23 protein-coding genes and 1 pseudogene are annotated in these 25,227 nt (G+C 71.6%); 17 read left to right on the forward strand and 7 right to left on the reverse strand.

The features are described from left to right. Positions 1-44 precede the first annotated feature (44 nt). Both hutI and KGS77_RS21700 read left to right on the forward strand, forming a co-directional pair. The gene (gene hutI / locus KGS77_RS21695; RefSeq protein ID WP_242584389.1) at positions 45-1,256 is read left to right on the forward strand and encodes an imidazolonepropionase; all 1,212 of its coding nucleotides are present in this window, start codon (positions 45-47) and stop codon (positions 1,254-1,256) included. A gap of 378 nt (positions 1,257-1,634) precedes the next feature. Beyond that, positions 1,635-2,345 carry an alpha/beta fold hydrolase gene (locus KGS77_RS21700; protein WP_242584401.1) on the forward strand — a complete coding sequence of 237 codons (711 nt, stop codon included), beginning with the start codon at positions 1,635-1,637 and terminating at the stop codon, positions 2,343-2,345. Between the two features lie 47 nt (positions 2,346-2,392). On the opposite strand, the gene KGS77_RS21705 is transcribed toward KGS77_RS21700, so the two are convergent. Together KGS77_RS21705 and KGS77_RS21710 are read right to left on the reverse strand one after the other, a co-directional pair. Further along, positions 2,393-3,043 (reverse strand): response regulator transcription factor, encoded by a 651-nt coding sequence (locus tag KGS77_RS21705; RefSeq protein WP_242584403.1) that lies wholly within the window; start codon positions 3,041-3,043, stop codon positions 2,393-2,395. Between the two features lie 5 nt (positions 3,044-3,048). Next, the gene (locus KGS77_RS21710) at positions 3,049-4,296 is read right to left on the reverse strand and encodes a histidine kinase (protein WP_242584405.1); all 1,248 of its coding nucleotides are present in this window, start codon (positions 4,294-4,296) and stop codon (positions 3,049-3,051) included. A 132-nt stretch (positions 4,297-4,428) separates the two neighbouring features. On the opposite strand from KGS77_RS21710, the gene KGS77_RS21715 reads away from it, so the two are divergent. The 3 genes from KGS77_RS21715 to KGS77_RS21725 are packed head-to-tail and all read left to right on the forward strand — an operon-like array spanning position 4,429 to position 6,368. Continuing rightward, on the forward strand, positions 4,429-5,226 hold the full coding sequence (locus KGS77_RS21715; protein ID WP_242584407.1) for a methyltransferase domain-containing protein: 798 nt from the start codon (positions 4,429-4,431) through the stop codon (positions 5,224-5,226). Beyond that, positions 5,217-5,747 carry a DedA family protein gene (locus KGS77_RS21720; RefSeq protein WP_242584409.1) on the forward strand — a complete coding sequence of 177 codons (531 nt, stop codon included), beginning with the start codon at positions 5,217-5,219 and terminating at the stop codon, positions 5,745-5,747. Before KGS77_RS21715 ends, KGS77_RS21720 begins: the two co-directional genes overlap by 10 nt. Positions 5,748-5,792: 45 nt before the next feature. Continuing rightward, positions 5,793-6,368 carry a cupin domain-containing protein gene (locus KGS77_RS21725; protein ID WP_242584411.1) on the forward strand — a complete coding sequence of 192 codons (576 nt, stop codon included), beginning with the start codon at positions 5,793-5,795 and terminating at the stop codon, positions 6,366-6,368. A gap of 213 nt (positions 6,369-6,581) precedes the next feature. Here the strand turns inward: KGS77_RS21725 and KGS77_RS21730 are convergent, their stop codons facing one another. Next, complete coding sequence (locus KGS77_RS21730; protein WP_242587610.1) at positions 6,582-7,529, reverse strand: RNA polymerase sigma factor SigF; 948 nt, start codon at positions 7,527-7,529, stop codon at positions 6,582-6,584. 259 nt (positions 7,530-7,788) lie between these two features. Here KGS77_RS21730 and KGS77_RS21735 point away from each other — a divergent pair, with 259 nt between their 5' ends. The 4 genes from KGS77_RS21735 (at position 7,789) to KGS77_RS21750 (ending at position 11,102) form a co-directional block, all read left to right on the forward strand. Further along, positions 7,789-8,157 (forward strand): STAS domain-containing protein, encoded by a 369-nt coding sequence (locus KGS77_RS21735; protein WP_242584424.1) that lies wholly within the window; start codon positions 7,789-7,791, stop codon positions 8,155-8,157. A gap of 192 nt (positions 8,158-8,349) precedes the next feature. Further along, entirely contained in the window at positions 8,350-8,880 is a 531-nt protein-coding gene (locus tag KGS77_RS21740) for an ATP-binding protein (protein WP_242584427.1), read from the forward strand. A 426-nt stretch (positions 8,881-9,306) separates the two neighbouring features. Next, complete coding sequence (locus KGS77_RS21745; protein WP_242584429.1) at positions 9,307-10,059, forward strand: LPXTG cell wall anchor domain-containing protein; 753 nt, start codon at positions 9,307-9,309, stop codon at positions 10,057-10,059. 65 nt (positions 10,060-10,124) lie between these two features. Then, the gene (locus KGS77_RS21750; RefSeq protein ID WP_242584431.1) at positions 10,125-11,102 is read left to right on the forward strand and encodes a hypothetical protein; all 978 of its coding nucleotides are present in this window, start codon (positions 10,125-10,127) and stop codon (positions 11,100-11,102) included. 141 nt (positions 11,103-11,243) lie between these two features. Here the strand turns inward: KGS77_RS21750 and KGS77_RS21755 are convergent, their stop codons facing one another. Further along, positions 11,244-12,770, reverse strand: coding sequence for an oligopeptide:H+ symporter (locus tag KGS77_RS21755; protein ID WP_242584433.1), 1,527 nt, complete (start codon positions 12,768-12,770; stop codon positions 11,244-11,246). A 566-nt stretch (positions 12,771-13,336) separates the two neighbouring features. Between KGS77_RS21755 and KGS77_RS21760 the strand changes: the two are divergent. Then, positions 13,337-14,013 (forward strand): annotated as a pseudogene (locus KGS77_RS21760) (response regulator transcription factor). Positions 14,014-14,082: 69 nt separating this feature from the next. After that, complete coding sequence (locus KGS77_RS21765) at positions 14,083-15,330, forward strand: ATP-binding protein (RefSeq protein ID WP_242584435.1); 1,248 nt, start codon at positions 14,083-14,085, stop codon at positions 15,328-15,330. A 108-nt stretch (positions 15,331-15,438) separates the two neighbouring features. On the opposite strand, the gene KGS77_RS21770 is transcribed toward KGS77_RS21765, so the two are convergent. Both KGS77_RS21770 and KGS77_RS21775 read right to left on the reverse strand, forming a co-directional pair. Beyond that, on the reverse strand, positions 15,439-15,942 hold the full coding sequence (locus tag KGS77_RS21770) for a GtrA family protein (protein ID WP_242584438.1): 504 nt from the start codon (positions 15,940-15,942) through the stop codon (positions 15,439-15,441). 100 nt (positions 15,943-16,042) lie between these two features. Beyond that, positions 16,043-16,480 carry a protease inhibitor I42 family protein gene (locus KGS77_RS21775; protein WP_242584440.1) on the reverse strand — a complete coding sequence of 146 codons (438 nt, stop codon included), beginning with the start codon at positions 16,478-16,480 and terminating at the stop codon, positions 16,043-16,045. A gap of 134 nt (positions 16,481-16,614) precedes the next feature. On the opposite strand from KGS77_RS21775, the gene KGS77_RS21780 reads away from it, so the two are divergent. The 5 genes from KGS77_RS21780 to KGS77_RS21800 all read left to right on the forward strand — a co-directional run bounded on the left by KGS77_RS21780 (position 16,615) and on the right by KGS77_RS21800 (position 22,184). Beyond that, on the forward strand, positions 16,615-17,766 hold the full coding sequence (locus tag KGS77_RS21780; protein ID WP_277994251.1) for a 5-(carboxyamino)imidazole ribonucleotide synthase: 1,152 nt from the start codon (positions 16,615-16,617) through the stop codon (positions 17,764-17,766). Continuing rightward, positions 17,763-18,350: a 5-(carboxyamino)imidazole ribonucleotide mutase gene (gene purE / locus KGS77_RS21785; protein WP_242584443.1), complete on the forward strand. Its 588-nt coding sequence runs from the start codon at positions 17,763-17,765 to the stop codon at positions 18,348-18,350. Before KGS77_RS21780 ends, purE begins: the two co-directional genes overlap by 4 nt. Beyond that, positions 18,350-19,603 carry a dipeptidase gene (locus KGS77_RS21790; RefSeq protein ID WP_242584445.1) on the forward strand — a complete coding sequence of 418 codons (1,254 nt, stop codon included), beginning with the start codon at positions 18,350-18,352 and terminating at the stop codon, positions 19,601-19,603. Before purE ends, KGS77_RS21790 begins: the two co-directional genes overlap by 1 nt. A gap of 184 nt (positions 19,604-19,787) precedes the next feature. Continuing rightward, entirely contained in the window at positions 19,788-21,158 is a 1,371-nt protein-coding gene (locus KGS77_RS21795; RefSeq protein ID WP_347404517.1) for a dipeptidase, read from the forward strand. Positions 21,159-21,329: 171 nt separating this feature from the next. After that, the gene (locus KGS77_RS21800; RefSeq protein ID WP_242584447.1) at positions 21,330-22,184 is read left to right on the forward strand and encodes an SDR family NAD(P)-dependent oxidoreductase; all 855 of its coding nucleotides are present in this window, start codon (positions 21,330-21,332) and stop codon (positions 22,182-22,184) included. A gap of 78 nt (positions 22,185-22,262) precedes the next feature. Here the strand turns inward: KGS77_RS21800 and KGS77_RS21805 are convergent, their stop codons facing one another. Next, complete coding sequence (locus KGS77_RS21805; RefSeq protein ID WP_242584449.1) at positions 22,263-23,603, reverse strand: UDP-glucose/GDP-mannose dehydrogenase family protein; 1,341 nt, start codon at positions 23,601-23,603, stop codon at positions 22,263-22,265. A gap of 258 nt (positions 23,604-23,861) precedes the next feature. On the opposite strand from KGS77_RS21805, the gene KGS77_RS21810 reads away from it, so the two are divergent. Next, the gene (locus KGS77_RS21810; protein ID WP_277994252.1) at positions 23,862-25,034 is read left to right on the forward strand and encodes an acyl-CoA dehydrogenase; all 1,173 of its coding nucleotides are present in this window, start codon (positions 23,862-23,864) and stop codon (positions 25,032-25,034) included. The last annotated feature ends 193 nt before the right edge of the window (positions 25,035-25,227 follow it).

Here is a 25,227-nt window from a genome sequence, read left to right on the forward strand (position 1 = left end):
GTACGCCGCCGGACCCCGCGCGGCTGAAAGAGAGCACCCGCACGATGACATCCCCGGCCACCGGCGCGAACAACGGCGCCCAGACGACCGCCAAGACCACCGCCATCACCAACATCGCCACCCTCGTCACCAACGACCCCTCCCTCGGCGAAGGCCCCCTCGGTCTGATCCAGGACGCGGCCGTCGTCATCGACGGCGACCGCATCGCGTGGATCGGCAGGACAAGCAAAGCACCGGCCACTGACAACCGCGTCGACGCGGCCGGCCGCGCCGCCCTCCCCGGCTTCGTCGACTCCCACTCCCACCTGGTCTTCGCCGGTGACCGCACCGCCGAATTCAACGCTCGCATGTCCGGTCGCCCGTACTCGGCCGGCGGCATCCGCACCACCGTCGCCGCCACCCGTGCCGCGACCGACGAAGACCTGCACGCGGGCGTCGCCAAGTACACCGCCGAGGCCCTGCGCCAGGGCACCACCACCCTGGAGACCAAGTCCGGTTACGGCCTGACGGTCGAGGACGAGGCCCGCGCGCTGCGCATCGCCGCCGCGCACACCGAAGAAGTCACCTTCCTCGGCGCGCACATCGTCTCCCCCGACTACGCCGACGACCCGGCCGGCTACGTCGACCTGGTCACCGGCCCCATGCTCGACGCCTGCGCCCCGTACGCCCGCTGGATCGACGTCTTCTGCGAGCGCGGCGCCTTCGACGGCGACCAGGCCCGTACGATCCTGACCGCCGGCCGGCGGCACGGCCTGCACCCCCGCGTCCACGCCAACCAGCTCGGCCACGGCCCCGGCGTGCAGCTCGCCGTCGAACTCGACGCGGCCTCCGCCGACCACTGCACCCACCTCACCGACGAGGACGTCGACGCGCTCGCGCACTCCTCCACGGTCGCCACGCTGCTGCCGGGCGCGGAGTTCTCCACCCGCGCCCAGTGGCCCGACGCCCGCCGCCTCCTGGACGCCGGCGTCACCGTCGCGCTGTCCACGGACTGCAACCCCGGCTCGTCCTTCACCAGTTCGATGCCCTTCTGCATCGCCCTGGCCGTCCGCGACATGAACATGACGCCGGACGAAGCGGTGTGGTCCGCCACGGCCGGCGGCGCCCGCGCCCTGCGCCGTACCGACATCGGCCGGCTCACCCCCGGCGCCCGCGCCGACCTCACCCTCCTGGACGCCCCCTCCCACGTCCACCTCGCCTACCGGCCGGGCGTCCCCCTGGTCTCGGCCGTCTGGCACAAGGGCGTACGGGTCTGACCGCCCTTCCACGCCCTCGGGCCGGCCGAAGGCCAAGGCCCGCCACTGCCCGTCCGTAGGGACGGAGTCGAGCCCGCTCCCGATGGCCGTACGCTGGCGGGCTCCGGCCGGAGCGCCTCCGCAGGACTGTGGGAGACCGCCCCCGGCAAGCGGCTGCACACGCTCGCCGGGGAGGCGGGCTGCCTGCCGCACGGCTAACCGCGCCCTCACCCGCGAGGAGTGGCGGCGCGACGTCGGCGAGGAGGTCCCCTGTCGCGGCCGGTGATCCTGGTGACCAAGCCCTTTTCGGAGACCGGCGGTCGGGGCCGGCGGTCGGGGCCGGCGTGCCGGAGGTGTGCGCGCAGAGGCGTTGTCAGACCCCTCCGTTACGTTGCCGCCATGACGGATTTCGTACTGGTCGCAGGGGCGTGGCTCGGGGCGTGGGCGTGGCAGGAGGTGGTGCCGCACCTGCGGGCGGCCGGTCACGGCGCCCACCCGCTGACGCTGTCCGGGCTCGCGGAGAGGCACGGCATACCGGCCGGGCAGCAGACCCACGTCCAGGACATCGTCGAGGCGGTCGAACGCCAGGACCTGCGCGATGTCGTCCTGGTCGGCCACAGCTACTCGGGCATCCCGGTCGGCCAGGCGGCCGGGCGGATCGGTGACCGGCTGGCCCGCGTGGTCTTCGTCGACTCCGACGTCCCGGCCGACGGCGAGTCGTTCGTCTCGACCTGGTGGGAGGGGCCGGAGAAACTGGCGGCCGTGCTTGCCGCGAACGGCGGCTTCTGGGCACCGCTGACCGAGGCCGACTGCGCGGGCCAGGACCTCACCCCGGAGCAGACCGCACGGCTCGTGGGCGGCGCGACGCCGCACCCGGGCGCCTCACTGGCCGAGCCGGCCGTACTGGCCCGGCCGCTGGGCGAACTTCCGGCGACGTACGTCAAGTGCCTGCTCGACGGGCCCGAGCCGGGCGAGGCCGTGGCCCGGCTGCTGGACGGCGGGCGGTGGCGTCTGGCCGAGATGGACACCGGCCACTGGCCGATGTTCTCCCGGCCGGACGACCTGGCCCGGATCCTCCTCGAAGCGGCCGGGGAGGGAAGGGGGAACTGAGCCGGGCTGCGAGTCCCGACGGACGGTGCCCGGCCGGACCGAGCGGCCTACACGACCAGCCCCGCGTCCCGGGCGCACAGGGCCGCCTGGACGCGGTTGCCGACCTCCAGCGTGGCCAGGATGCGGCTGACATGGGCCTTGACCGTGCTCTCCCGCATGCGGAGTCCGGCGGCGATCTCCGCGTTGGACGCGCCGCCGGCCAGCAGGCCGAGCACTTCCGTCTCGCGTGGCGTCAGCCGCCCGACCCGGGACCTGGCCGCGGGCGCCTGACGCGGGGCCGTGTGGTGGTAGCGGTCGATCAGGCGCCGGGCCGCGGCGGGGTGGAGCATGGCCTGACCCTCGGCGACCACCCGCACGGCGCGGATGATCTCCTCCGGCTCGGTGTCCTTCAGCAGGAAGCCCGATGCCCCCGCGGAGAGCGCGTCGTACACGTACTGGTCCAGGTCGAAGGTGGTCAGCACCACCACCTGCGGCGGGTCGGCGAGTGCCCGCAGGCTCCTGGTGGCGGCGATGCCGTCCATACGCGGCATACGGATGTCCATGAGGGCCACGTCGATACGGTGCGAGCGCGCCAGCTCCACCGCCTCGGCGCCGTCGGCGGCCTCGGCCGTGACGGTGATGCCGTCGGCGTCCTGGAGGATGTCGGCCAGCGCCAGCCGTACGAGGCTGTCGTCATCGACGATCAGGGTGCGGATCATGCCGGTCATGCTTCTCCAGGCGGTGGGTCCGAGGGGGACGGCGCGGTCGGGGCGCTCACCGCGTCCGGACCTCCGGCGGTGCCGGTTGCGTCTGGCGTACGGGAAGCGGTGGCGGCAGGGGTGAGGTGGTGGGTGAGCGGGATGCCGGCCTCGATCCGCCAGCCCCCGGCGCCCGCGGGCCCGTACGCCAGACGGCCGCCCAGCGCTCCGACCCGTTCGGACAGCCCCACCAGGCCGTAGCCTCCGCCCGCCGCCACGTCCGGCGACGGCCGGCCCGCCACGTTGCTGATCCGTACTGTCGTCTGCGGCGGCCCGAACCGCACCTCGACACGTACGGGCGCGCCCGCCGCGTGCTTGCGGGCGTTGGTCAGCGATTCCTGGACCAGCCGGTGGACGGCCAGCCGGTGGCTGGCGGGCAGGCTCCCGGCGTCGCCCTCGATCACCGCGTCGATCGACTGTCCCGCCTCCCGGGCCTCGTCCAGCAGCGCCGGCAGCTCCCGCAGCCCCGGTGTCCGCGACCCGCCGAACCCCCCGCCGTCCTGTGGCCCGTTGGTCTCGCGCAGCGCCCCCAGGACGTCCCGCAGATCGCCGAGCGCCTGGGTGGAGGCGGTACGCAGCAGGGCGAGCCGGTCGGCGACCGGCCCCGGAAGGGAGGCGGCCCGGCGTTGCAGCGCCCCGGTGTGCAGCGCGACCACGCTGAGCCGGTGGGCGAGGACGTCGTGCATCTCGGCGGCGATACGGGCGCGCTCATGGAGCCGGGCCTGCTCGGCGCGCAGTTCACGCTCCACCCTGAGCTGGTCGACCTGCCCGGCGAGGGCGGCGACCAGACGCCGGCGGTTGGCCGCCCACAGGCCGAACGCCAGCACGATCGCCAGGGGCATGAGCACACCGTACGAGCGCATGCCCCACAGGGAGTTGCTTTCCGGGGCCAGCGCGTTTGCGGCCAGGGCCACCGCGGCGGCTGTCAGAGCGGCGGCCGTGCGGCCGTGGGAGACGAGGTGGAAGAGCACGACCAGCAGCGGCAGGATGGTGCCCAGAGCGGCGGCGGCCACGACCGTGCACACCAGCGCCACCAGCGGGAGCCGGTAGCGCAGCGCCACGGAGAGCGATGCCACGACGGCCAGGGCGACCTGCACGCTCACGGGCCGCGCCGCCGCGCCGATGTAAGCCTCCTGGAGGGTGGGCACCCCGAAGCCCACCACCAGCAGGACTTCGGCCCACCAGGGCCACGCCCGTTTCGTCGTGATCAGCACAGTGATCACACTAGGCCGCCCAGGCCTTGGGCGGATCCTGCCATCGGCCAGGATCACCCCCTACTTTCGTAGGGGATCCACCTCGCAGAACGGCCGATGGCGGGGCATCGAAAGATTCCTAGCGTCGGGGCCATGGAAACCAAGACAGCCGCAACGGCCACGCCGGTTACGGCAGGCACGGCAGGCACGACAGCCATCGCCGCCCCGCCTGCCCCGCCCGTGCTCATCCCGCCGCTCGCCCCGGCCGCCCGGTTCCTGCGCGAGGCGGTCCGTACGAGCCGGGCCACCGGCGCGGTCGCCCCGAGCAGCAGGTACCTCGCCGCCCGGCTCGCGGCCCCGCTGGCCTCCCAGGGCGTGGCCCGGCGGCCGGGCCCGCTCTCGGTGCTGGAGGCCGGCGCCGGCACCGGCCCGGTGACCCGTGTGCTGGCGGGGCTGCTCGGCCCGGCCGACCGGCTGGACGCCGTGGAGATCAACCCCCGCTTCGTGGACCACCTCCACCACTGCCTGCTGGCCGACCCCGCCATGGCGGCGGCCTCCGACCGCATCCGCGTCATCCGCGGGTCCATCACGGAGGTCCGCCCCGAGGGCCCGTACGACGTGATCGTCTCCTGTCTGCCGTTCACCAACTTCGAGCCGGCGGAGGTCCGTACGATCCTGGAGGGCTACATGAACGCCCTGGCCCCCGGTGGCCATCTCACCTTCTTCGGGTACCTGGGCACCCTCACCGCGCGCACGCTGACCGGCAGCCGCGCCGAGGCGGCCCGGCACCGCGCGGTGACCCGGCTGCTGGCCGGTTTCGCCCGCAGCCACGGCCAGGAGCGCAGCGTCGTGCTGCGCAACCTCCCGCCCGCCCGGGTATGGCATCTGCGGGTGCCGTCGGCCGGTTGGTGCCCGGGCCCTCCCATACAGGGTGCGCGAGCGTGCCGCTGAACCCGGCGGAGCTGCTGACGGGCGCCTCGCCGCCCGCCGCCTACGGAGTCATCGCCGCCCTGGTCACCTCGGAGTCGGTGCTTTTGCTGGGCGCGTTCGTCCCCACGCTGAGCCTTCTGCTGTGCGCGGGCTTCCTCTCCCGTACGGGCACGCTGTGGCTGCCCGCCGTGGTCCTGTGCGCCGCGGCCGGAGCGGCGGTCGGCGATCTGCTCGCGCACCGGACCGGACGCCGGCTCGGCCCCGGGCTGCGGTCCTGCCGTCTGGGTCGCCGGGTGCCCGACACGGCCTGGGACCGTGCCTGGTCGGCGGTGCGCCGCAGGGGCGGCCCCGCGCTGTTCCTCTCCCGCTTCCTGCCGGTGGTGCGGACCGTCGCCCCGCACGTGGCGGGCGCGGCCGGGGTGCCGTACGCGCGCCTGGCGCCGTACAGCATGGCCGCCGGGGCGGTCTGGGCGTGCCTGGAGACCGTGGCCGGGTACGCCGCGGGCAGCGCGTACGGCCAACTCTTCGGCGCCCTCGGGTAGATGAATCACATGAGCCCCGTGAGTCACTTCTGACAAGATGCATGCGTGACCGAACACAAGAACGAGACCAAAGAGATTCACGCGCACGACGAGAGCAACCACAGCCACCACAGCCACGACAGCCGCGAGAACGGCGGGACGGCGCACGGGCCCGGCGCCGCCGCGACGCCGATGCGCGCACTGCTGCGGCGGCCCGAGGACGGGGAGTCCATCGAGGTCGCGGGGGTGGGCCACTTCTTCCGGCTGACCTCCGAGCACACGGAAGGCCGGTTCGCCTTCGAGGAGTTCACCCTCGAACCGGGCGTCATCGGGGCCCGGCCGCATGTGCACGGCGCGCACGACGAGTACTTCTACGTCCTGGAGGGCGAGTTGACCCTCCACAACGGTGACGGCGAGGTATCGGTGGGCCCCGGCCACCTGCTGGCCGCGCTGCGCGGCACCCCGCACGGGTTCCGCAACGCGGGCACCGAAACGGTGCGCGGTCTGTGCCTGTACACCCCGGCCGGGTACGAGGGGTACTTCCGTGAGGTGCACGCGGCCGTCGCCGCGGGCGCCGAGGTCACCGACGAACTCCTCGCGGAGTTCCGCAGCCGCTACCGGACCACCTCGCACCCGCAGTGAGCTGCTGAGACACCAAGGGCGGCAGGCCAGTAGCAGGTACGTGGGCAGTGGGCAGGTGATGCACGGGGCCCGCCAACATGGGCAGGTGGTGAGCAGGGCCCGCCCCCGTCGTCCGCCGACCGGGGCAGGCCCTGCTCACCACTTACGAGCCGTACGGGCAAGCCGTACGAGCAAGCCGTACGGGCGGGCCCTGTGAGACGGCCGCAGCCGTGCTCACTCCTCGACCATCAGCCCCTTACGGAGCCGTACGAGCGTGCGCGACAGCAGGCGGGAGACGTGCATCTGCGAGATGCCCAGCTCCTCACCGATCTCCGACTGCGTCATGTTGGCGACGAAGCGCAGTGAGAGGATCTTGCGGTCGCGCGGCGGGAGGCCGGCGATCAGGGGCTTGAGCGACTCGACGTACTCGATGCCCTCCAGACCGTGGTCCTCGTAGCCGATGCGATCGGCCAGCGCGCTTTCGTTGTCGTCCTCTTCGGGCTGGGCGTCCAGCGAGCTGGCGGTGTAGGCGTTGCTCGCGGCCATCCCTTCGACGACTTCCTCGTTGGTGATGCCGAGGCGTTCGGCCAGTTCACCGACCGTGGGCGAGCGATCGAGCTTCTGTGCGAGTTCATCGCCGGCCTTGGCCAGATCCAGCCGCAGTTCCTGAAGGCGCCTGGGTACGCGCACCGACCAACTGGTGTCGCGGAAGAAGCGTTTGATCTCGCCGACGATGGTCGGCATGGCGAACGTCGGGAACTCCACGCCGCGGCTGAGCTCGAAGCGGTCGATCGCCTTGATCAGGCCGATGGTGCCGACCTGGACGATGTCCTCCATCGGTTCGCTGCGGGAGCGGAACCGGGAGGCCGCGAACTTCACCAGTGCGAGGTTGAGTTCTACCAGGGTGTTGCGGACGTACGCGTATTCGTGGGTGCCTTCTTCGAGTGATTCCAGTCGCTCGAAGAGCGTCTTCGACAAGGCCCTCGCGTCCACCGGGCCCACCTGGTCGAACGGCGGGATCTCGGGCAGGCCGTCGGTCTCGGGGAATCCCAGCACGTCCGATTCGGGCGGTTCGACGTGGGTCTGCTGGGAAGGAATCTGCTGGAACGGGGCGGGCGGGGGTGTCGACGACGCGTTCTGCCGGGTGTGCTCGGTGCGCAATTCGTCGAGCCGGGGTGACATGGTCTCCTCCATCGTTCTCGGCATATGGCTGCCGATGCCTCTACGTGAAGCTGCGGTGTGCGGCGCCTCCAAAGCCGGCCGGGTCGAATGTGTCCCTCTACGCCTACCTGCCTTTCCCTGAAGATGGCAAGTGCGTGTTGTCCGTATTTGGAACTGGATGCGCATTGTTCGGCTACCGAAGCGCGTATCAAAGGCGTAGGGTTCACTGAGCGCAGTGGTGAACAACCAGACAGCGAGACAGCAAGAGAGGTGCGCGCGCATGGACCGCGGGACGGTCGGCAGTGCAAGCCGGGGCCGGCTTCATGTCGAGATCCGGCATCACGGTGCGAGCGCGGTCGTGACCGCCGCGGGTGAGCTCGATCACCACACCGCGGACCTGTTGCGTGAATCACTGGAAAGCTGCGTCGCCGACGGCTTCGCGCGGCTGGTCGTGGACTGCTCGCGGCTGGAGTTCATGGACTCGACCGGTCTGAACGTACTACTGGGGGCCCGCCTGAAGGCGGAGGCCGAGGGGGGCGCGGTTCATTTGGCCGGAATGCGGTCCGTGGTGGCCAGGGTCTTCGAGATCACCGGCGCGGAAGCGGTCTTCACCGTGCACGACTCCCTCGATGCGGCCCTCGCCGACTGACGATGGAGGCGGGGGTGAGGGAACGGCGGTGTCCGCGAAGGCCGCTTCCCCGGACGCGTTGGCCGCGTCACAACTTCTGTGCCCAAGAAGTGGGTGTTCTCACGGTCCGGTCGGGCAGGAGACATCTGAATCTGTTGAATCTGTCAGGTAACCGTTGACCGTGAAATGGCGAATCGGTGAGGTGAAGCGCTGATGAGCACCACCCGGCCGTACCCGCCGGGCGACCTGGGTCCGGAGCCGGGCCCCCATGGCCCTGGCGGCATGGGTGCCCCCGTCGCCGGCGCTCCCTCCGATTCCCTCGCCCCGGTGCCGGTCGGCCAGATCCGCAGGCTGCGCCTCACCGGTGTCGCCGGGGCCGTCGTACGCGCCCGGGACTTCGCCCGGGAGGCCCTGCACGACTGGGGATGGCTGCCGGCCGAGGCCGCCGACCGGCGGGCCGCCGCCGAGGACGTCCTGCTCGTGGTCTCCGAACTCGTCACCAACGCCTGTCTGCACGCCGAAGGCCCCGAGGAGCTGCGGCTGCGCTGCGACAGCAAGAAGCTGCGGCTGGAGGTCACCGACCTCGGGGCGGGCTCGCCCGCACCCCGCACCCCGCACCGCGCCGGCCGGCCCGGCGGACACGGCATGTTCATCGTGCAGCGGCTGTGCCTGGACTGGGGGGTCGTACGCAACCCGGACGGCGCCGGAAAGACGGTGTGGGCGGAGCTGGCCGCTCCGGCGTAGCCCGCGCCGTGCGGTCCGTGGCCGGCAGGCCGCGGTCCGTGACCGGCGATCCGCGGTCCGTGGTTCCCGGCGCGCCGGGCCGTACGCGGGTTCTGCTGTTCCGTCGCCCGTCGCCCGTCGCCCGTCGCCCGTCGCCCGTCGCCCGTCGCCCGTCGCCCGTCGCCCGCCGCCCGCCGCCCATTGCATCGCCCGTTCTTCCGCCTCGCGTTCCGGACCCCATTCCGGCCCGGTCCCGCTTCCCGCCCCCGCGGGCCTTTCCGTTCCCCTTCTCATGGTTCTCATGGAACCCTCCTGTCCCACGACCGGAGCGATCCGGCCTGTTCTGTGACTTCCCTCGACAAGGTCCCCGGCGTACCTTGAGCGACTCCATCTGATGTGCCGTCAGGAACATCGGGCGGCGCGCACTCGCGAGAAGGGGAGCTCGGTGTGACCCGCTTCCACGAACAGCACGGCAGGCGCCCCCGCCGCGCGGCCGGCCTGGCCGCGACCGTGGCACTGACGGCGGGATCCGCGGTCTGCCTCACCGCACCGGCCGCGCACGCCCAGGTGGTCGGCGTCAACTACCAGTGCAAGACGCCCATCGGCAGCAAGGGCGCGGTCTCGCCCATCGACATCAAGAGCACCCGCAGCGGCAGCGGCTACCGGCTCGTGATGTCCTTCCAGAAGGGCGTCTCCTCCAGCCCGGTCGAACTGGGCGCGGGCGCCATGAAGCCGAGCGCGCTCATCAAGCTGGGCGGCGCGGAGAGCGGCACCGTACCGGTGTCGGGGCCGCCCAACGACAAGGCGGTTCCCGCCAACACGCCCATCAAGATCAGCGATCTGAGCGGTACATACACCCCGAAGAAGAGCGGCGAGGTCACCTTCACGGCCGGCACGCTCACCATCTCGGCGCTGGGCACGACCACCACCTGTACGCCGAGCAACAACCCTAGGCCCTCGCTCACGCTGGACGTCAAGGAATCGGGCGGCTCCGGCGGCGGCACGTCCGCGGGCTCCGGCTCCTCCGGCGGTTCCTCCTCCGCGGGCTCCGGCTCCTCCTCCGCGGGGACCTCCGCCGGTGAGCAGCTTCCGCAGACCGGCCCGGCCGACTCCGCCGTCGCCCTGGGCACACTCGGCGGAACCGTCCTGCTCGCCGGGGCGGCCGGGGCACTGTGGCTCTCCCGCCGCCACAAGGCGTAGCCCCCGCCGGACCGGGCCCCGGCAGGGCGCCCGCACGGGTCCGCACGCTCCGCCGGGCAGCCGCCGTGTGCGCGGCTTCGGCCCTCCTCGCACTCCCCGCGACAAGCACCACGGCGGCGGCGGAGGACCGGCCCGCCGCCCCACGGACCTCCGTGGCGGACGACCACCCCTCCGTAGGGCTCTCCGGAAAGGAGGCGGCCAAGGGCGGCACCGTCACCGTCACGGGCCGGGGCTGGCGACCCCGGGCGCTGCTGACGGTCCTGATCTGCGGGCAGAACATGGCCGGCGGCACCGACACCTGCGCCAACGGTGCCGGCCGGGCCGTGACCACCGGCGGCGACGGCTCCTTCCGCAGGTCCCTCCCGGTGGCCGAGCCGCCCCGGCCCTGCCCCTGCGTCGTCCATGTCGCCACCGTCACCGGCCCGGCCGCCTCCGCCGCCACCGCCTTGCGCATCACCGGCCACCCGGTCGCCCCCGTACCCCGCGAGCCGGACGGGGCCCCGCTGACCGCACTCGCCCCGCCGCGCCTGGAGGGCAGCAGCGGCCTGCTGACCTGGTTCGGCGCGCCGCCACGGCGCCGGCTGGTGGTGACCGTCGGCAACCGGACCCCGGACCCGGTCAGGAACCCGGTCTTCGAGGTCGGCGTCGCGCACGGCGTCTACGCCCCGGCCTGGGAGGAGCAGCAGTGGCGGGGCACCGTCCCCGCAGGCGGGCGGGCGCGGATCAGCCTGCCGGTCGAGCTGGCGGCGGGCGCGCACGGCGACTACTACGTCTCCCTGAAGCACGCCGGCAAGATCCTGGCCGAGCAGCCCTGGGGCGTCGGCCGGCCGTGGGGCGTAACGCTGTTCCGGCTGCTGCTGTGCCTCGTCGTCCCGGCCGCGGTCTTCCGCATCGGGATGGCGGCCGTGGACCGCCTGCGCCCCCGGGACGCGGCACCCCCGGCCCGTACGCGGGGCGGCCGGTCCCGTACGCCGCAACCGGACCGCACACCGCGCAGGCCCCGTACGCGCCCCTCCGGGCGGCACCGGAGCCCCCGCACCTAGCCGACCGCCCCACCGGGACCGGCAAGCGGCCCCGACAGCAGCCCCGACAGCAGCCCCGACAACGGCCCCGCGCACGCGAAAGGGCCCGGCACCCTCAGGTGCCGGGCCCTCCTCACGTACAGAAGGCGTCCGCGGTCCGCGTCAGCGCACGTCGCCCATCTGCTCGTTGATCCGCTTGCGGTACATGTAGACGGCGAGGCCGGCTCCGGTCGCGAGCACGCCCTCGACTATCAGCGCGCCCATTCCCACCAGGTCGGCGCCGCCGATGGTGGCGAGGCTGATGACGCTGTCACCGGCGGTGTTGGCCAGGAACCACACGCCCATCATCTGGCTGGCGTACTTCGCCGGGGCCAGCTTGGTGGTCACCGACAGGCCGACGGGGGAGACGCACAGCTCACCCATGGTCTGGAGGCCGTAGACGGTGATCAGCCACATCGGGCTGACCTTGGTGCCGTCCTCGGACATCAGCATCGGGATGACGAAGAAGAAGTACGAGAAGCCGATGAGGACCATGCCCATGGTGAACTTCACCGTGGTGTTGGGCTCCTTGCTGCGGCGGGACAGCGCCAGCCAGGCCGAGGCGAAGACCGGGGCCAGTGCCAGCACCCACAGCGGGTTGACCGCCTGGAAGTACGAGGACGGGAAGCCCAGGCCGAAGATCGTGTCGGCGGTGTTCTTCTCGGCGAAGATGCTCAGCGTGGAGCCGGCCTGGTCGAAGATCATCCAGAACAGGGCGGCTGCGACGAAGATCCAGACGTAGCTGCTGACCTTGCTCTGCTCGGCAGCCGTCAGCTCCTTGTCCCGCTTGATGCGGAACATCACCACGAACGGGGTGATGATGCCGATCAGGGCGAGCGGGATCAGCGCCCAGTTGATGGAGAAGAGCCCGGCGCCGCCGACGACACCGTAGAAGACGGCGACGATCGCGAGCCACATCAGGCCCTTGAGCAGCCAGCTCTTGCGCTCCTGCGCCGACAGCGGGGTCGGGACCTGGCTGCTCTTGACGTTCAGGTGCTTGGTGCCTATCAGGAACTGGATCAGACCCAGCGCCATACCGACCGCCGCTATACCGAAGCCCAGGTGCCAGTTGACGCTCTGGCCGATGCCGCCGATGACCAGCGGGGCGGCGAAGGACCCGATATTGATGCTCATGTAGAAGACGGTGAAGCCACCGTCCCGGCGCGGGTCCTTCGGGCCGTTGTAGAGGTGGCCCACCATCGTGGAGATGTTGGACTTCAGCAGACCCGAGCCGAGGGCCACCATCGCCAGGCCGATGTAGAACGACGGGCCCGGGAGCGCGAGCACGACATGGCCCGCGATGACGACGGAAGAGCCGATGATGACCGTCTTACGGGGTCCCCAGACACGGTCACCGAACCAGCCACCGGGCATGGCGAGCAGGTAGACCATCGCCATGTAGACGCCGTAGATCGCCAGAGCGCTGGACTCGGTGATCCCCAGACCGCCGCCCTGCGAGCCGTCCTTGGCATCGGGACCGCCGGCGATCAGGTACAGGACGAGGAGCGCCCTCATGCCGTAGAAGCTGAACCGCTCCCACATCTCGGTCATGAAGAGGGTGGCCAGGCCGCGGGGGTGGCCGAAGAAGGTCTTGCCGCCGGTGTCAGGGGTTCCCTGCTCGGCCGCGTCCTTCGTCAGGCTGGACGCCATGGTGCTTCCTTGGTGTGCTCGGGACGCGTGGGGAGACCGCAGCGCGCCCGGGTCGGTTGACCGGCACCGGCGCCGTACCGCCCGGCCCCCACGCCCGAGGGGTCCACGCGACGCCACACGAGGAGGAATCGGCAGAGCGGTCGTACACCGGGATCCCACGCCCCCGTGCTTGCTCTGCGCGGCGGACCCGGTCGAAGGTCATTCTCTGCGGTACCGGGGCGGGTGGTTCCGGCCCCGCACACCACAGGGACCTATGACGTTGGTGGTGTCATCGGTCTCGGAGGTGAGGTTGTGCCACAGACGTTCCGACACCATACGTCCCGCATAGGTACCAGTGGGGCGAGTGAGACAACGCTCACACCGGCTTCCGGGAACCGTCCGCCGTCCGTTATCCGACTGCGCGCACGCCCGACCACGGACCGTACTCACCGGCGATCATGAACGCCGCGGACCGTGACCATGAACCGTGCGCACCTGTGACCGGGAACCGCGCACCCGTCTGCCGTCCTCCGGCGGGGCCGCCCGGCCCTGCCCGGAGCCGGGACACATCGGACTACCATCGGCCCATGACCCGTGTACTGCTCGCCGAGGATGACGCGTCCATCTCGGAGCCGCTCGCCCGCGCCCTGCGCCGCGAGGGGTACGAGGTCGAGGTGCGCGAGGACGGCCCCACGGCGCTCGACGCCGGCCTCCAGGGGAACATCGACCTGCTCGTCCTCGATCTCGGCCTGCCCGGCATGGACGGCCTGGAGGTCGCCCGCCGGCTGCGCAACGAAGGCCACTCCTTCCCCATCCTGGTCCTCACCGCCCGCGCCGACGAGGTGGACACCGTCGTCGGCCTGGACGCCGGCGCCGACGACTACGTCACCAAGCCCTTCCGGCTCGCCGAACTGCTGGCACGGGTACGGGCCCTGCTGCGCCGCGGCTCCTCCGCCGAGCCCCAGCAGCCCCCCGCCACGGCGTACGGATCGACGTCGAGTCGCACCGTGCCTGGATGGGCGAGGAGGAACTCCAGCTCACGGCGAAGGAATTCGACCTGCTGAGGGTCCTGGTGCGGGACGCCGGCCGGGTCGTCACCCGCGACCAGCTCATGCGCGAGGTCTGGGACACCACCTGGTGGTCCTCCACGAAGACGTTGGACATGCACATCTCCTGGCTCCGCAAGAAGCTGGGTGACGATGCCGCCAACCCCCGCTACATCGCCACCGTCCGCGGTGTCGGCTTCCGCTTCGAGAAGAGCTGAGGCCCCTGCCGCCGGTGCCGCCGGGCGGGAAACCGACGAGAACGACCGAACTCCTGCCCGGAGGGCACCGTGCGCCGCCGCCTGATCAATTCCACGCTCGCCGTGGTGCTCGTCGTGATCGCCGTCTTCGGGCTCTCGCTCGTCATCGTGGAGACCCGCACGATCCAGGCGGGGGCGCAGGAGAGCGTCGTCTCCGAGGCCGTACGGCTCGTCGGCATCGTGGAGAGCCGGCTGGGCAGCGGCGAGAAACTCACCCCCGACGTCCTGTCGGCGCAGATCACGGGCAAGCGGCACGCGGTGATCGAGGTGCCGGGCAGACGCCCGATCGAGATCGGCCGGCGCCCCCCGGGCAATGTCATCGAGTCCACGGCGCACGGCGACCGCGGGGAGTCCGTCACCGTCCAGGAGTCCCGCTCCGCGGTCAACTCCGAGATCGGCCGTACGCTGCTGGTCATCCTGGCCGTGGCGGTGCTGGCCATCCTGGCCGCCGTGGTGCTGGCCATCCGCCAGGCCCGCCGGCTGACCGCGCCGCTGACCGACCTCGCCGAGACCGCGGAACGGCTGGGCTCCGGCGACCCGCGCCCGCGCCACCGCCGCTACGGGGTCCAGGAGCTGGACCGGGTCGCGGACGTGCTGGACGCCAGCGCCGAGCGCATCGCGCGGATGCTCACCGCCGAGCGCCGGCTCGCCGCCGACGCCTCCCACCAGCTCCGTACGCCGCTGACCGCGCTGTCCATGCGGCTGGAGGAGATCACCCTGACCGACGACCCGGACACGGTGAAGGAAGAGGCCACCATCGCGCTGACCCAGGTGGAGCGGCTGACCGACGTCGTCCAGCGGCTGCTGACCAACTCGCGCGACCCGCGCACCGGCTCGGCCGTCGCCTTCGACCTGGACGAGGTCGTCAAGCAGCAGGTCGAGGAGTGGCGCCCGGCCTACCGCAGCGCGGGCCGGGCCATCGTGCGCTCCGGCAAGAAGGAGCTGCGGGCGGTCGGCACGCCCGGGGCGGTCGCGCAGGTGCTCGCCACGCTGATCGAGAACTCGCTGATGCACGGTGCCGGGACGGTCGCGCTGCGTACGCGGGTGACCGGGAACCAGGCCGTGGTGGAGGTCACCGACGCGGGCCGGGGCGTGCCGGCCGACCTCGGGTCGCGGGTCTTCGAGCGTACGGTCTCGGGCCGTAACTCCACCGGGCTGGGCCTGGCCGTGGCCCGGGACCTGGCGGAGGCCGACGGCGGGCGGCTGGAGCTGCTCCAGCAGCATCCGCCGGTCTTCGCGCTGTTCCTGGCGCGGGAGGCGGAATCCGGGACGGAATAGGGGCGGAGAACCGTTCATCCTGACCTGGACGAGCCGTTCGTCCTGCTTGGACGAGCCGTTCACCCTGCCCGGGCGAGCCGTTCGTCCCGCTTGTGGGCCGCCGCCCCGCTACTTGCCGGCGCCCTCGGTCTTCTTGGCGAGGACCGGCGCCGGCGGAGCGATCAGCCCGGGGCCGGGAGCGGGCAGCGCCCGGAAGACCCAGGTGCGGTAGGACCAGAACCTGAAGAGCGTGGCGACACCGATGCCCAGGAACTTGAAGATGTTGCTCTGGAGTCTGCTGTCCCAGCCGAACCAGTACGTCGCCACGTACAGCACGCCGTTCTCGATCAGCAGGCCGACCACGCTGAACAGCAGGAAGAGGGTGAGTTCCCTGGTGCGCCCGCTCTTCTCGCGGTCCCGGTAGGTGAAGTAGCGGTATCCCAGGTAGTTGGTGCCGGTGGCCACCACCGTCGCCACGATGCTGGCCCGTACCACCGGCAGCTCGGTGAGCTGCCGTACGAGGTTGAAGACGGCGAAGTTGACCACGACCCCCGCGCCGCCGACGGCACCGAACTTCACGACCTCGCGGGCCAGCGCGTCCAGCCTGGCCCGGAGTACGCTCCGCTCACTCATAGTGATTGTTCTACTCCTGATGGGGGCGTGTGGGCGGCGGCCGTCAACCTCAGTCCGCGTCCTCATGCTAACCAGGGCCCCTGGGTGCTGCCTCCCGCCCTCAGCGCACCGTCACCCGGAAGTTGACGCTGCGGGCGCCCCGCTCGACGGCCCCGGGGGTGCCGCAGCGCAGGCAGTGCAGCAGCCGCAGATCCGTACGCCCCACGCCCGTCGCCTCGAACTCCAGGTACCGCGAACCGCCGCCCGACCCGTTCTCGCCCGGCGGCGCGTCGCTGTCGAAATGGCTGCCGACGGCCCTGAGAACGGCCGGATCCGGCTCGGGGGCGGCGATGACCCACCGGTAGCCGGTGCCGGGATCGTCCTTGAGCCGTACGGAGAAGCGGTCCCCGGCGGACACCGCTATCTCCGAATCGCCCTCGTCGTAGACGACCGGCCCGGAGAGCAGGGTGACCACCGCGAAGACGGCGACCACCAGGGCCACGACCGCCAGGGCGATCCCCGCCGTCCTGGACGGCTTGGCTATGTCGCCCTCACCCATCGCCGCGCCCCCTTCCCGCAGCCGCTCGCGCGGACGCGGCGAGCCTATCGCCCGAGGTGTGCGCCGCCATCGGCTCTTGGAGCTTCCTCCAAGAGGGGGGTGGGGCGGGACGGTTGTGCGGATACCCTGGAGGCGTGACGTTCCCGGTAGTCGGCATGGTCGGTGGCGGTCAGCTCGCCCGTATGACCCACGAGGCGGGCATTCCCCTCGGCATCAAGTTCAAGCTCCTCAGCGACACCCCGCAGGACTCGGCGGCCCAGGTGGTCAGCGATGTCGTCATCGGCGACTACCGCGACCTGGACACGCTGCGCGCCTTCGCATGTGGCTGTGACGTGATCACTTTCGATCACGAACACGTTCCCACCGAGCATCTTCGGGCGTTGGAGGCCGACGGCATCCCCGTACGGCCCGGTCCCGACGCGCTGGTGCACGCCCAGGACAAGGGGGTGATGCGGGCCAGACTGGACGAGATCGGCGCCCCGAGCCCACGCCACCGCCTGGTCGCGGACCCCGCGGACGTCGACCGTTTCGCGGCCGAGGGCGGGGGCTATCCGGTGGTGCTCAAGACGGTCCGCGGCGGCTACGACGGCAAGGGCGTATGGGTCGTACGATCATCCAAAGAGGCCGCCGAGCCGTTCCGCGCCAAGGTGCCCGTCCTGGCCGAGGAGAAGGTCGATTTCGTACGGGAGCTGGCCGCCAACATCGTCCGTTCCCCGCACGGCCAGGCCGTCGCGTACCCGGTCGTGGAGTCGGTCCAGGTCGACGGCGTCTGCGACACGGTGATCGCCCCGGCTCCGGACCTGTCCCCGGAGCTGTCCGCCCGGGCCCAGGAACTGGCGCTGCGGATCGCCCGTGAGCTGGGGGTCGTGGGCCACCTCGCGGTCGAACTGTTCGAGGTACGGGATGCCGACGGCACACCCCGTGTGCTGGTCAACGAGCTGGCGATGCGCCCCCACAACTCGGGCCACTGGACCCAGGACGGCGCGATGACCTCGCAGTTCGCCAACCACATCCGCGCCGTACTGGACCTCCCGCTGGGCGACCCGCGCCCGCGCGCCAAGTGGACGGTGATGGCCAACGTCCTGGGCGGCGACTATCCCGACATGTATGCGGCCTACCTCCATTGCATGGCGAGGGACCCGGGGCTGAAGATCCACATGTACGGAAAGGACGTGAAGCCCGGCCGCAAGGTCGGCCACGTCAACACCTACGGCGACGACCTGGCCGACGTGCGCGAGCGCGCCGCGCACGCCGCCGGCTACCTGCGAGGAACGATCACCGAATGACCCCCGCCTCCCCGTCCTCCCCCGCCTCCCCGTCCTCCGCCGCCTCTCACGCTTCTCCTGCCTCCCCCCTCGTCGGCATCGTCATGGGCTCCGACTCCGACTGGCCCGTCATGGAGGCCGCCGCCAAGGCCCTGGACGAGTTCGAGATCCCGTACGAGGTCGATGTCGTCTCCGCCCACCGCATGCCGCGCGAGATGATCGTGTACGGCGAGGACGCGGCGGACCGCGGCCTGAAGGTGATCATCGCCGGCGCCGGGGGAGCGGCCCACCTGCCCGGCATGCTCGCCTCGGTCACCCCCCTGCCCGTCATCGGCGTGCCCGTCCCCCTGAAGTACCTGGACGGCATGGACTCGCTGCTCTCCATCGTGCAGATGCCGGCCGGGGTGCCCGTCGCCACCGTCTCGATCGGCGGCGCCCGTAACGCCGGACTGCTCGCCGCCCGCGTCCTGGCCGCCCACGACCCCGAACTCCTCGCCCGGATGCGCGACTTCCAGCAGGAGCTGAACGAGCAGGCCACCACCAAGGGCAAGCGGCTGCGCAACAAGGTCGCCACGCCGGCCGGCTTCGGCTTCGGGGGCAAGTGATGAGCGCCGGGCACTCCCGCCCGGCCGGTACCGGGCCCGCCGGTGCCCCGGCCCCGGACCCCAGGGGCCCGGGCGCCGACCCGCGCATCGCCGAGCTGCTGGCCGCGTACCCCGTCGTGGACGGCCACAACGACCTGCCCTGGGCGCTGCGCGAGCAGGTGCGCTACGACCTGGACCGGCGCGACATCGCCCACGACCAGTCGGCGAACCTGCACACCGACCTCCCACGGCTGCGCGCGGGCGGCGTCGGCGCCCAGTTCTGGTCGGTCTACGTACGCTCGGACTACACGGGCGACCAGGCCGTCAGCGCCACCCTCGAACAGATCGACGTGGTCCGCCGGCTCGCCGACCGCTACCCGGCGGACCTGCGGCTCGCCCACAGCGCGGACGACATGGAGGCGGCGCGTACGGACGGCCGGATCGCCTCCCTCATGGGCGCCGAGGGCGGCCACTCCATCAACAACTCCCTGGCCACCCTGCGCGCGCTGTACGAACTGGGCGTCCGCTACATGACGCTCACCCACAACGACAACAACGACTGGGCCGACTCCGCCACGGACGAGCCGCGCGCGAACGGCCTGACCGCCTTCGGCCACGAGGTCGTCCGCGAGATGAACCGCTGCGGCATGCTCGTGGACCTCTCGCACGTCTCCGCCGACACCATGCGCGACGCGCTCCGTACGAGCCGGGCGCCGGTGATCTTCTCGCACTCCTCCGCCCGCGCGGTCTGCGACCACCCCCGCAACATCCCCGACGACGTACTGGAGCGGCTGCCCGCCAACGGCGGCATCGCGATGGCCACCTTCGTCCCCAAGTTCGTCGTCCCGGGCGTCGCCGAGTGGGTGCTGCGGGCCGACGAGAACATGCGGGCGCACGGCTTCCACCACCTGGACACCACCCCCGGGGCGATGGAGGTCCAGCGCGCCTTCGCCGCCGCGCACCCGATGCCGCCCGCCACCGCCGCCGATGTCGCCGACCACCTCGACCACATGCGCGAGGTCGCCGGCATCGACCACCTCGGCCTGGGCGGCGACTACGACGGCACCGCCTTCACCCCCACCGACCTGGCCGATGTCGCGAGCTATCCGAACCTCCTGGCGGAGCTGCTGGACCGCAAGTGGTCCCGGGCCGACCTCGCCAAGCTGACCTGGCGCAACGCGGTACGGACGCTGCGCGCGGCCGAGGACGTGGCGCGCGGGCTGCGGGAGGAGCGCGGGCCCTCGAACGCGACGATCGAGGCGCTGGACGGCTGAGGGGGCTGGGCGGCCGAGGGGATTCGGAGACTGAAGGGGGCCGGGCGGCTGAGGGGCGGTCGGCGAGGCTCCGGCCTTCAGCGCTCCGGCCGGCGGCGGATAACCCGTACGGATCGCTCACCGTGACCCGCCGGTGCTCCCGTGCGACGGTTGGCCGTACTGTCGATCTTCCGGGAGCACCGTCATGGCCGACCTCGATCCCTCGCTGAAGGAAACGGACAGCACGGCTGCCGTGGGCGCGTCCGCCCCCGAGGACTGCGTGACGCAGGCCGCCGCCGAGAGCGCCGTGGCGGGGACCGAAGCCGTCGCCCTCGCCGCCGTCGAGGCACCGGCCGCACCGGGCGCACCGGGCGCACCTGACGCACCGGACTCACCGGCCGCCCCTGTCGTACAAGACGCACCGGACGCCCCGGACGCCCCCGTCGTGCAAGACGCACCGGACGTACCGACCCCGGCCCCCGTACGCCGTGACCCGCTCGCCCGCGCCACCGCACTGCTCGCCGCCCACCCCGTGGTCGACGGCCTCAACGGCCTGCCCTGGGCACTGCGCGTGCAGACCGGACACGACCTCGCCCCGGGCCACCGCTTCGACCTGGACTACGGCGAACCCCGGGTACAGACCGACATCCCCCGGCTGCGCGCGGGCGGCGTCGGCGGACAGTTCTGGTCCGTACAGGTCCCGGACGACCTCTGCGGAAGCCGGGCCGTCAGCGCGACCCTGGAACAGATCGACTTCGTACGCGCACTGGTACGCGCCTACCCCGAGGCCCTGCGGCTGGCGCTGGGCGCCGACGACTTCGCCGAGGCCCGCAACCGTGACCGCATCGCCTCCCTCCTCGGGCCGGCCGGCGGCCACGCCATCGACAGCTCACTGGGCACCCTGCGCTCCCTGTACCGCCTGGGGCTGCGGTCCCTGACCCTGACCCAGCGGCACCACACCCCGTGGGCGGACGCCGCGGCCGACCCCCCACGAGCGGGCGGGCTGACCGCCTTCGGCGAGGAGGTCGTCCGCGAGATGAACCGCCTGGGCATGCTCGTGGACCTCTCGTACGCCTCCGCCGACACCATGCGGCACACCCTCGCCGTCACCAGGTCCCCGGTGATCATCGGCAGCACGGGGGCCCGCGCGCTCACCGATCACCCGTGCAACGTGCCGGACGACGTCCTGGAGCGGCTGCCGGGCAACGGCGGCGTCTGCACGATCACCTTCGCCTCGGAGCGCATCACGCGGGGACCGGGGCTGGCCCGCGTCCAGGACATCGCCGACCACCTCGACCACGTACGGAACGTGGCCGGCCCGGGCCATGTCGCGCTCGCCGCCGGGTACGACACCGACCTCGGCCCGGACGTCCCCTTCCCGGACGTCTCCGGCTATCCGCACCTGATCGCCGAACTCGTACGCCGCGACTGGTCCTTCAAGGACCTGTCCTGGCTCACCTGGGGAAACGCGCTGCGGGTGCTGCACGGCACCGAATTCATCTCCCGCTACATCCGCTATCGCCGCGCCCCCTCGACAGCGACCATCGACCGCCTGGACGGCGCACGCTTCACCTGATGCCCGCGGACAATCGTCGCCCTCCGCCATTTTCACGATAACCGGCCGGCCGCCGGAACACATCGGCCCCGGGTCGGATGCCGAGCCGGTGCGAATTTCCTAACCTGGGCTCCCTGGCCTGTGCCCGAAACGGCGTTTCCCTGGTGTGACACGGGGGAAAAGGGAGGGAAAATGCGCGACCTGGAAAACAAAGTCGCTGTGGTCACCGGTGCGGCGAGCGGTATCGGCCGCGGAATGGCCGAGGCATTCATCGACGCGGGAATGCGTGTGGTGCTCAGCGACGTGGAGGAAGCCGCGCTGAAGGCCACGACGTCCGCACTGCGTGACGCGGGCGCGGACGTACACGCCGTACCGGCCGACGTTGCCGGCGCGCAGGACGTCACCGCGCTCGCCGCCTCCACCCTCGCGAAGTACGGCGCCGTCCACGTGCTGTGCAACAACGCGGGCGTCTACGCCGGCAGCCGGCCGAGCTGGGAGAGCACGCTGGATGACTGGGCCTGGGTCCTCGGGGTGAACCTGATGGGCGTGGTGCACGGGATCAAGGCGTTCCTGCCCGTCATGATCGAGCAGGACGAGGCGGCGCACATCGTCAACACCGCGTCGGTGGCCGGTCTGCTCACGGGCGGCTCGCTGTACGGCGTGACGAAAACAGGCGTCGTCGCACTGTCGGAAACCGTGCACCTGGAACTCGTCGAGGGCGGTTTCAAGCCACGGATATCCGTACTGTGTCCCGGCCTGGTCGCCACCGACATCTATTGTTCCGAACGCAACCGCCCGGCCCGTTTCTCCGATTGCGGCCCGCGTCCGGGCGACTGGTCCGTCGACACCGCCCGGCAGGCGTTCAAACGGCACGGCATGAACCCGCGCACCGTCGGCGAACGGGTCGTACGGGCGATTCACGAGGAACGCTTCTACGTCCTCACGCACACGGAATTCGCGGAACACATCGAGCACCGCACGGCACAGATCCTCAAGGGCGAGAACCCCACCATGCTGCCCATGCTGGCCCCGCGCTCCGAAGACTGAACGCTGCCCGGACCTGCGCAGCGGCCTGTCGGCAAGGATTACGCCCGGGCGGCAAGGACCACGCCCGGACGGCAGGGACTACGCCTGCGGTCGTCCCAGCGCCCGGTAGGTCCACCCGGCCTTGCGCCACAGCTCCGGGTCCAGCGCGTTGCGGCCGTCCAGGATGCGGCGCTCGGCGACGGCCTCCCCCAGGGTGGCCGGGTCCAGCTCGCGGAACTCACGCCACTCCGTGAGGTGCAGCACCACATCCGCGCCACGCACCGCGTCCAGCGCGCTCGGCGCGTAGTCCAGCGTGGGGAACAGCCGCCGCGCGTTCTCCATCCCCTTGGGGTCGTACACCGTGACCTGTCCACCCTGGAGGTGGATCTGACCTGCGACGTTGAGCGCGGGGGAGTCCCGTACGTCGTCCGAGTCGGGCTTGAAGGTCGCGCCCAGCACGGCCACCAGCTTGCCCAGGAAGGAGCCGCCGACCGCGTCCCGGGCCAGCTCCACCATGTGGCCGCGGCGCCGCATGTTGATCGAGTCGACCTCGCGCAGGAAGGTCAGGGCCTGGTCGGCGCCCAGCTCACCGGCGCGTGCCATGAAGGCCCGGATGTCCTTGGGCAGACAGCCGCCGCCGAAGCCGATGCCGGCCCGCAGGAACTTGCGGCCGATCCGCTCGTCGTGCCCGATGGCCTCCGCCAGCTTCACCACGTCGCCGCCGGCCGCCTCGCACACCTCCGCCATCGCGTTGATGAAGGAGATCTTCGTCGCCAGGAAGGAGTTCGCGGCCGTCTTGACCAGCTCGGCGGTGGGGAAGTCGGCCACGACGAACGGTGAGCCCTCGGCGATCGGCGTGGCGTACACCTCGCGCAGCAGCTCCTCGGCGCGCCCGCCCGCGACGCCCACCACGATCCGGTCCGGGTGCAGGGTGTCCTGGACGGCGAAGCCCTCCCGCAGGAACTCGGGGTTCCAGGCCAGCTCCACCTCCTCGCCGGCCGGCGCCAGCTCGGCCAGCCGGGCGGCGAGCCGGGCCGCGCTGCCCACCGGCACCGTCGACTTGCCGACGACCAGTGCCGGGCCGTGGAGCTGCGGCGCGAGCGCGTCGACGGCCGCCTCGACGTAGGACATGTCGCAGGCGTACTCGCCGTGCTTCTGCGGAGTGTTGACGCACACGAAGTGGATGTCACCGAACGCGCCGACCTCTTCGTAGGAGGTCGTGAAGCGCAGCCGGCCGCTGGAGCCCTCGATGCCCGCGACGTGCTTGCGCAGCAGCTCCTCCAGACCGGGCTCGTACATCGGGACCTCACCCCGCTGGAGCATCTCGATCTTCTCCGGAGCGATGTCCAGGCCCAGGACCTCGAAACCCAGCTCGGCCATGGCGGCGGCGTGGGTGGCGCCCAGGTAGCCGGTGCCGATCACGGTGATCTTGAGGGCCATGGAAACTCCAGGTACGTACGGGGGCGTCTGCGCGCTGCCGAGCATAGTCGGGCCGTGAACAGGGCATTCCCGCCACTGTCCGCCCGACCGCCTGCTGCACCGTCCGCCGCTGTCGGCAAGCTCACGTATCCCCCGGTGGGACCGGCCCCTAGAATCCCAGTTACTTAACGGTAATTAGCACAGTCGCCGTAGCAGACGTACCAGCCGTACCGCCGTACCCATCCGTACAGCAGTCAGCTCTCAGGGGAGTGAAAAACCTTGGCGCCAGCGGGAAAGAAAGCCGTCGCTGATTTCGATCTGTACCGGCCGTCCGAAGAGCACGACATGCTCCGCGAGTCGGTGCGCGCGCTCGCCGAGGCGAAGATCGCGCCGTTCGCCGCCGAGGTGGACGAGCAGGCCCGTTTCCCGCAGGAGGCCCTGGACGCGCTGGTCGCCAACGACCTCCACGCCGTCCACGTCCCCGAGGAGTACGGCGGCGCGGGCGCCGACGCCCTGGCGACCGTCATCGTCATCGAGGAGATCGCCCGGGTCTGCGGCTCCTCCTCGCTGATCCCGGCCGTCAACAAGCTCGGCTCCCTCCCGGTGATCCTCTCCGGCTCCGAGGACCTGAAGAAGCGCTACCTGAGCCCGCTCGCCAAGGGCGAGACGATGTTCTCGTACTGCCTGAGCGAGCCGGACGCGGGCTCGGACGCCGCCGGCATGAAGACCAAGGCGGTCCGGGACGGCGACCACTACATCCTCAACGGCGTCAAGCGCTGGATCACCAACGCCGGCGTCTCCGACTCCTACACGGTCATGGCCGTCACCGACCCGGACAAGCGCTCCAAGGGCATCAGCGCCTTCGTCGTCGAGAAGTCCGACGAGGGCGTCTCCTTCGGCGCCCCCGAGAAGAAGCTCGGCATCAAGGGCTCCCCGACCCGCGAGGTCTACCTCGACAACGTACGCATCCCCGCCGACCGCATGATCGGTGAGGAGGGCACCGGCTTCGCCACCGCCATGAAGACCCTGGACCACACCCGCATCACCATCGCGGCCCAGGCGCTGGGCATCGCCCAGGGCGCGCTGGACTACGCCAAGGGGTACGTCCAGGAGCGCAAGCAGTTCGGCAAGCCGGTGGCCGACTTCCAGGGCGTCCAGTTCATGCTCGCCGACATGGCCATGAAGCTGGAGGCCGCCCGCCAGCTCACCTACGCCGCCGCCGCGAAGTCCCAGCGCGTCGATGCCGACCTGACCTTCTTCGGCGCCGCCGCCAAGTGCTACGCCTCCGACGCCGCCATGGAGATCACCACCGACGCCGTCCAGCTCCTCGGCGGTTACGGCTACACCCGCGACTACCCGGTCGAACGCATGATGCGCGACGCCAAGATCACCCAAATCTACGAGGGCACCAACCAGGTCCAGCGCATCGTCATGGCAAGGAACCTGCCGTAGCAGGGTTTTCGTCGGTCAGCGGCCGTTCCCACTGGCTCGCGCGCTGTGCTCGACCTCCGGTCCGTCCGGGTTCGTCCGGGCCCGATCCGGACCGATCACGGGCGTCGCGCCGGGAACTCCCGACCTGACGCCGGCCGGGAACCCACCTCTCACCTGCACAAACGCAACGGCCTCCGGCGCTCCGCCGGGGGCC

It is taken from the genome of Streptomyces sp. MST-110588 (genome assembly GCF_022695595.1).
Taxonomy (GTDB): Bacteria; Actinomycetota; Actinomycetes; order Streptomycetales; family Streptomycetaceae; genus Streptomyces.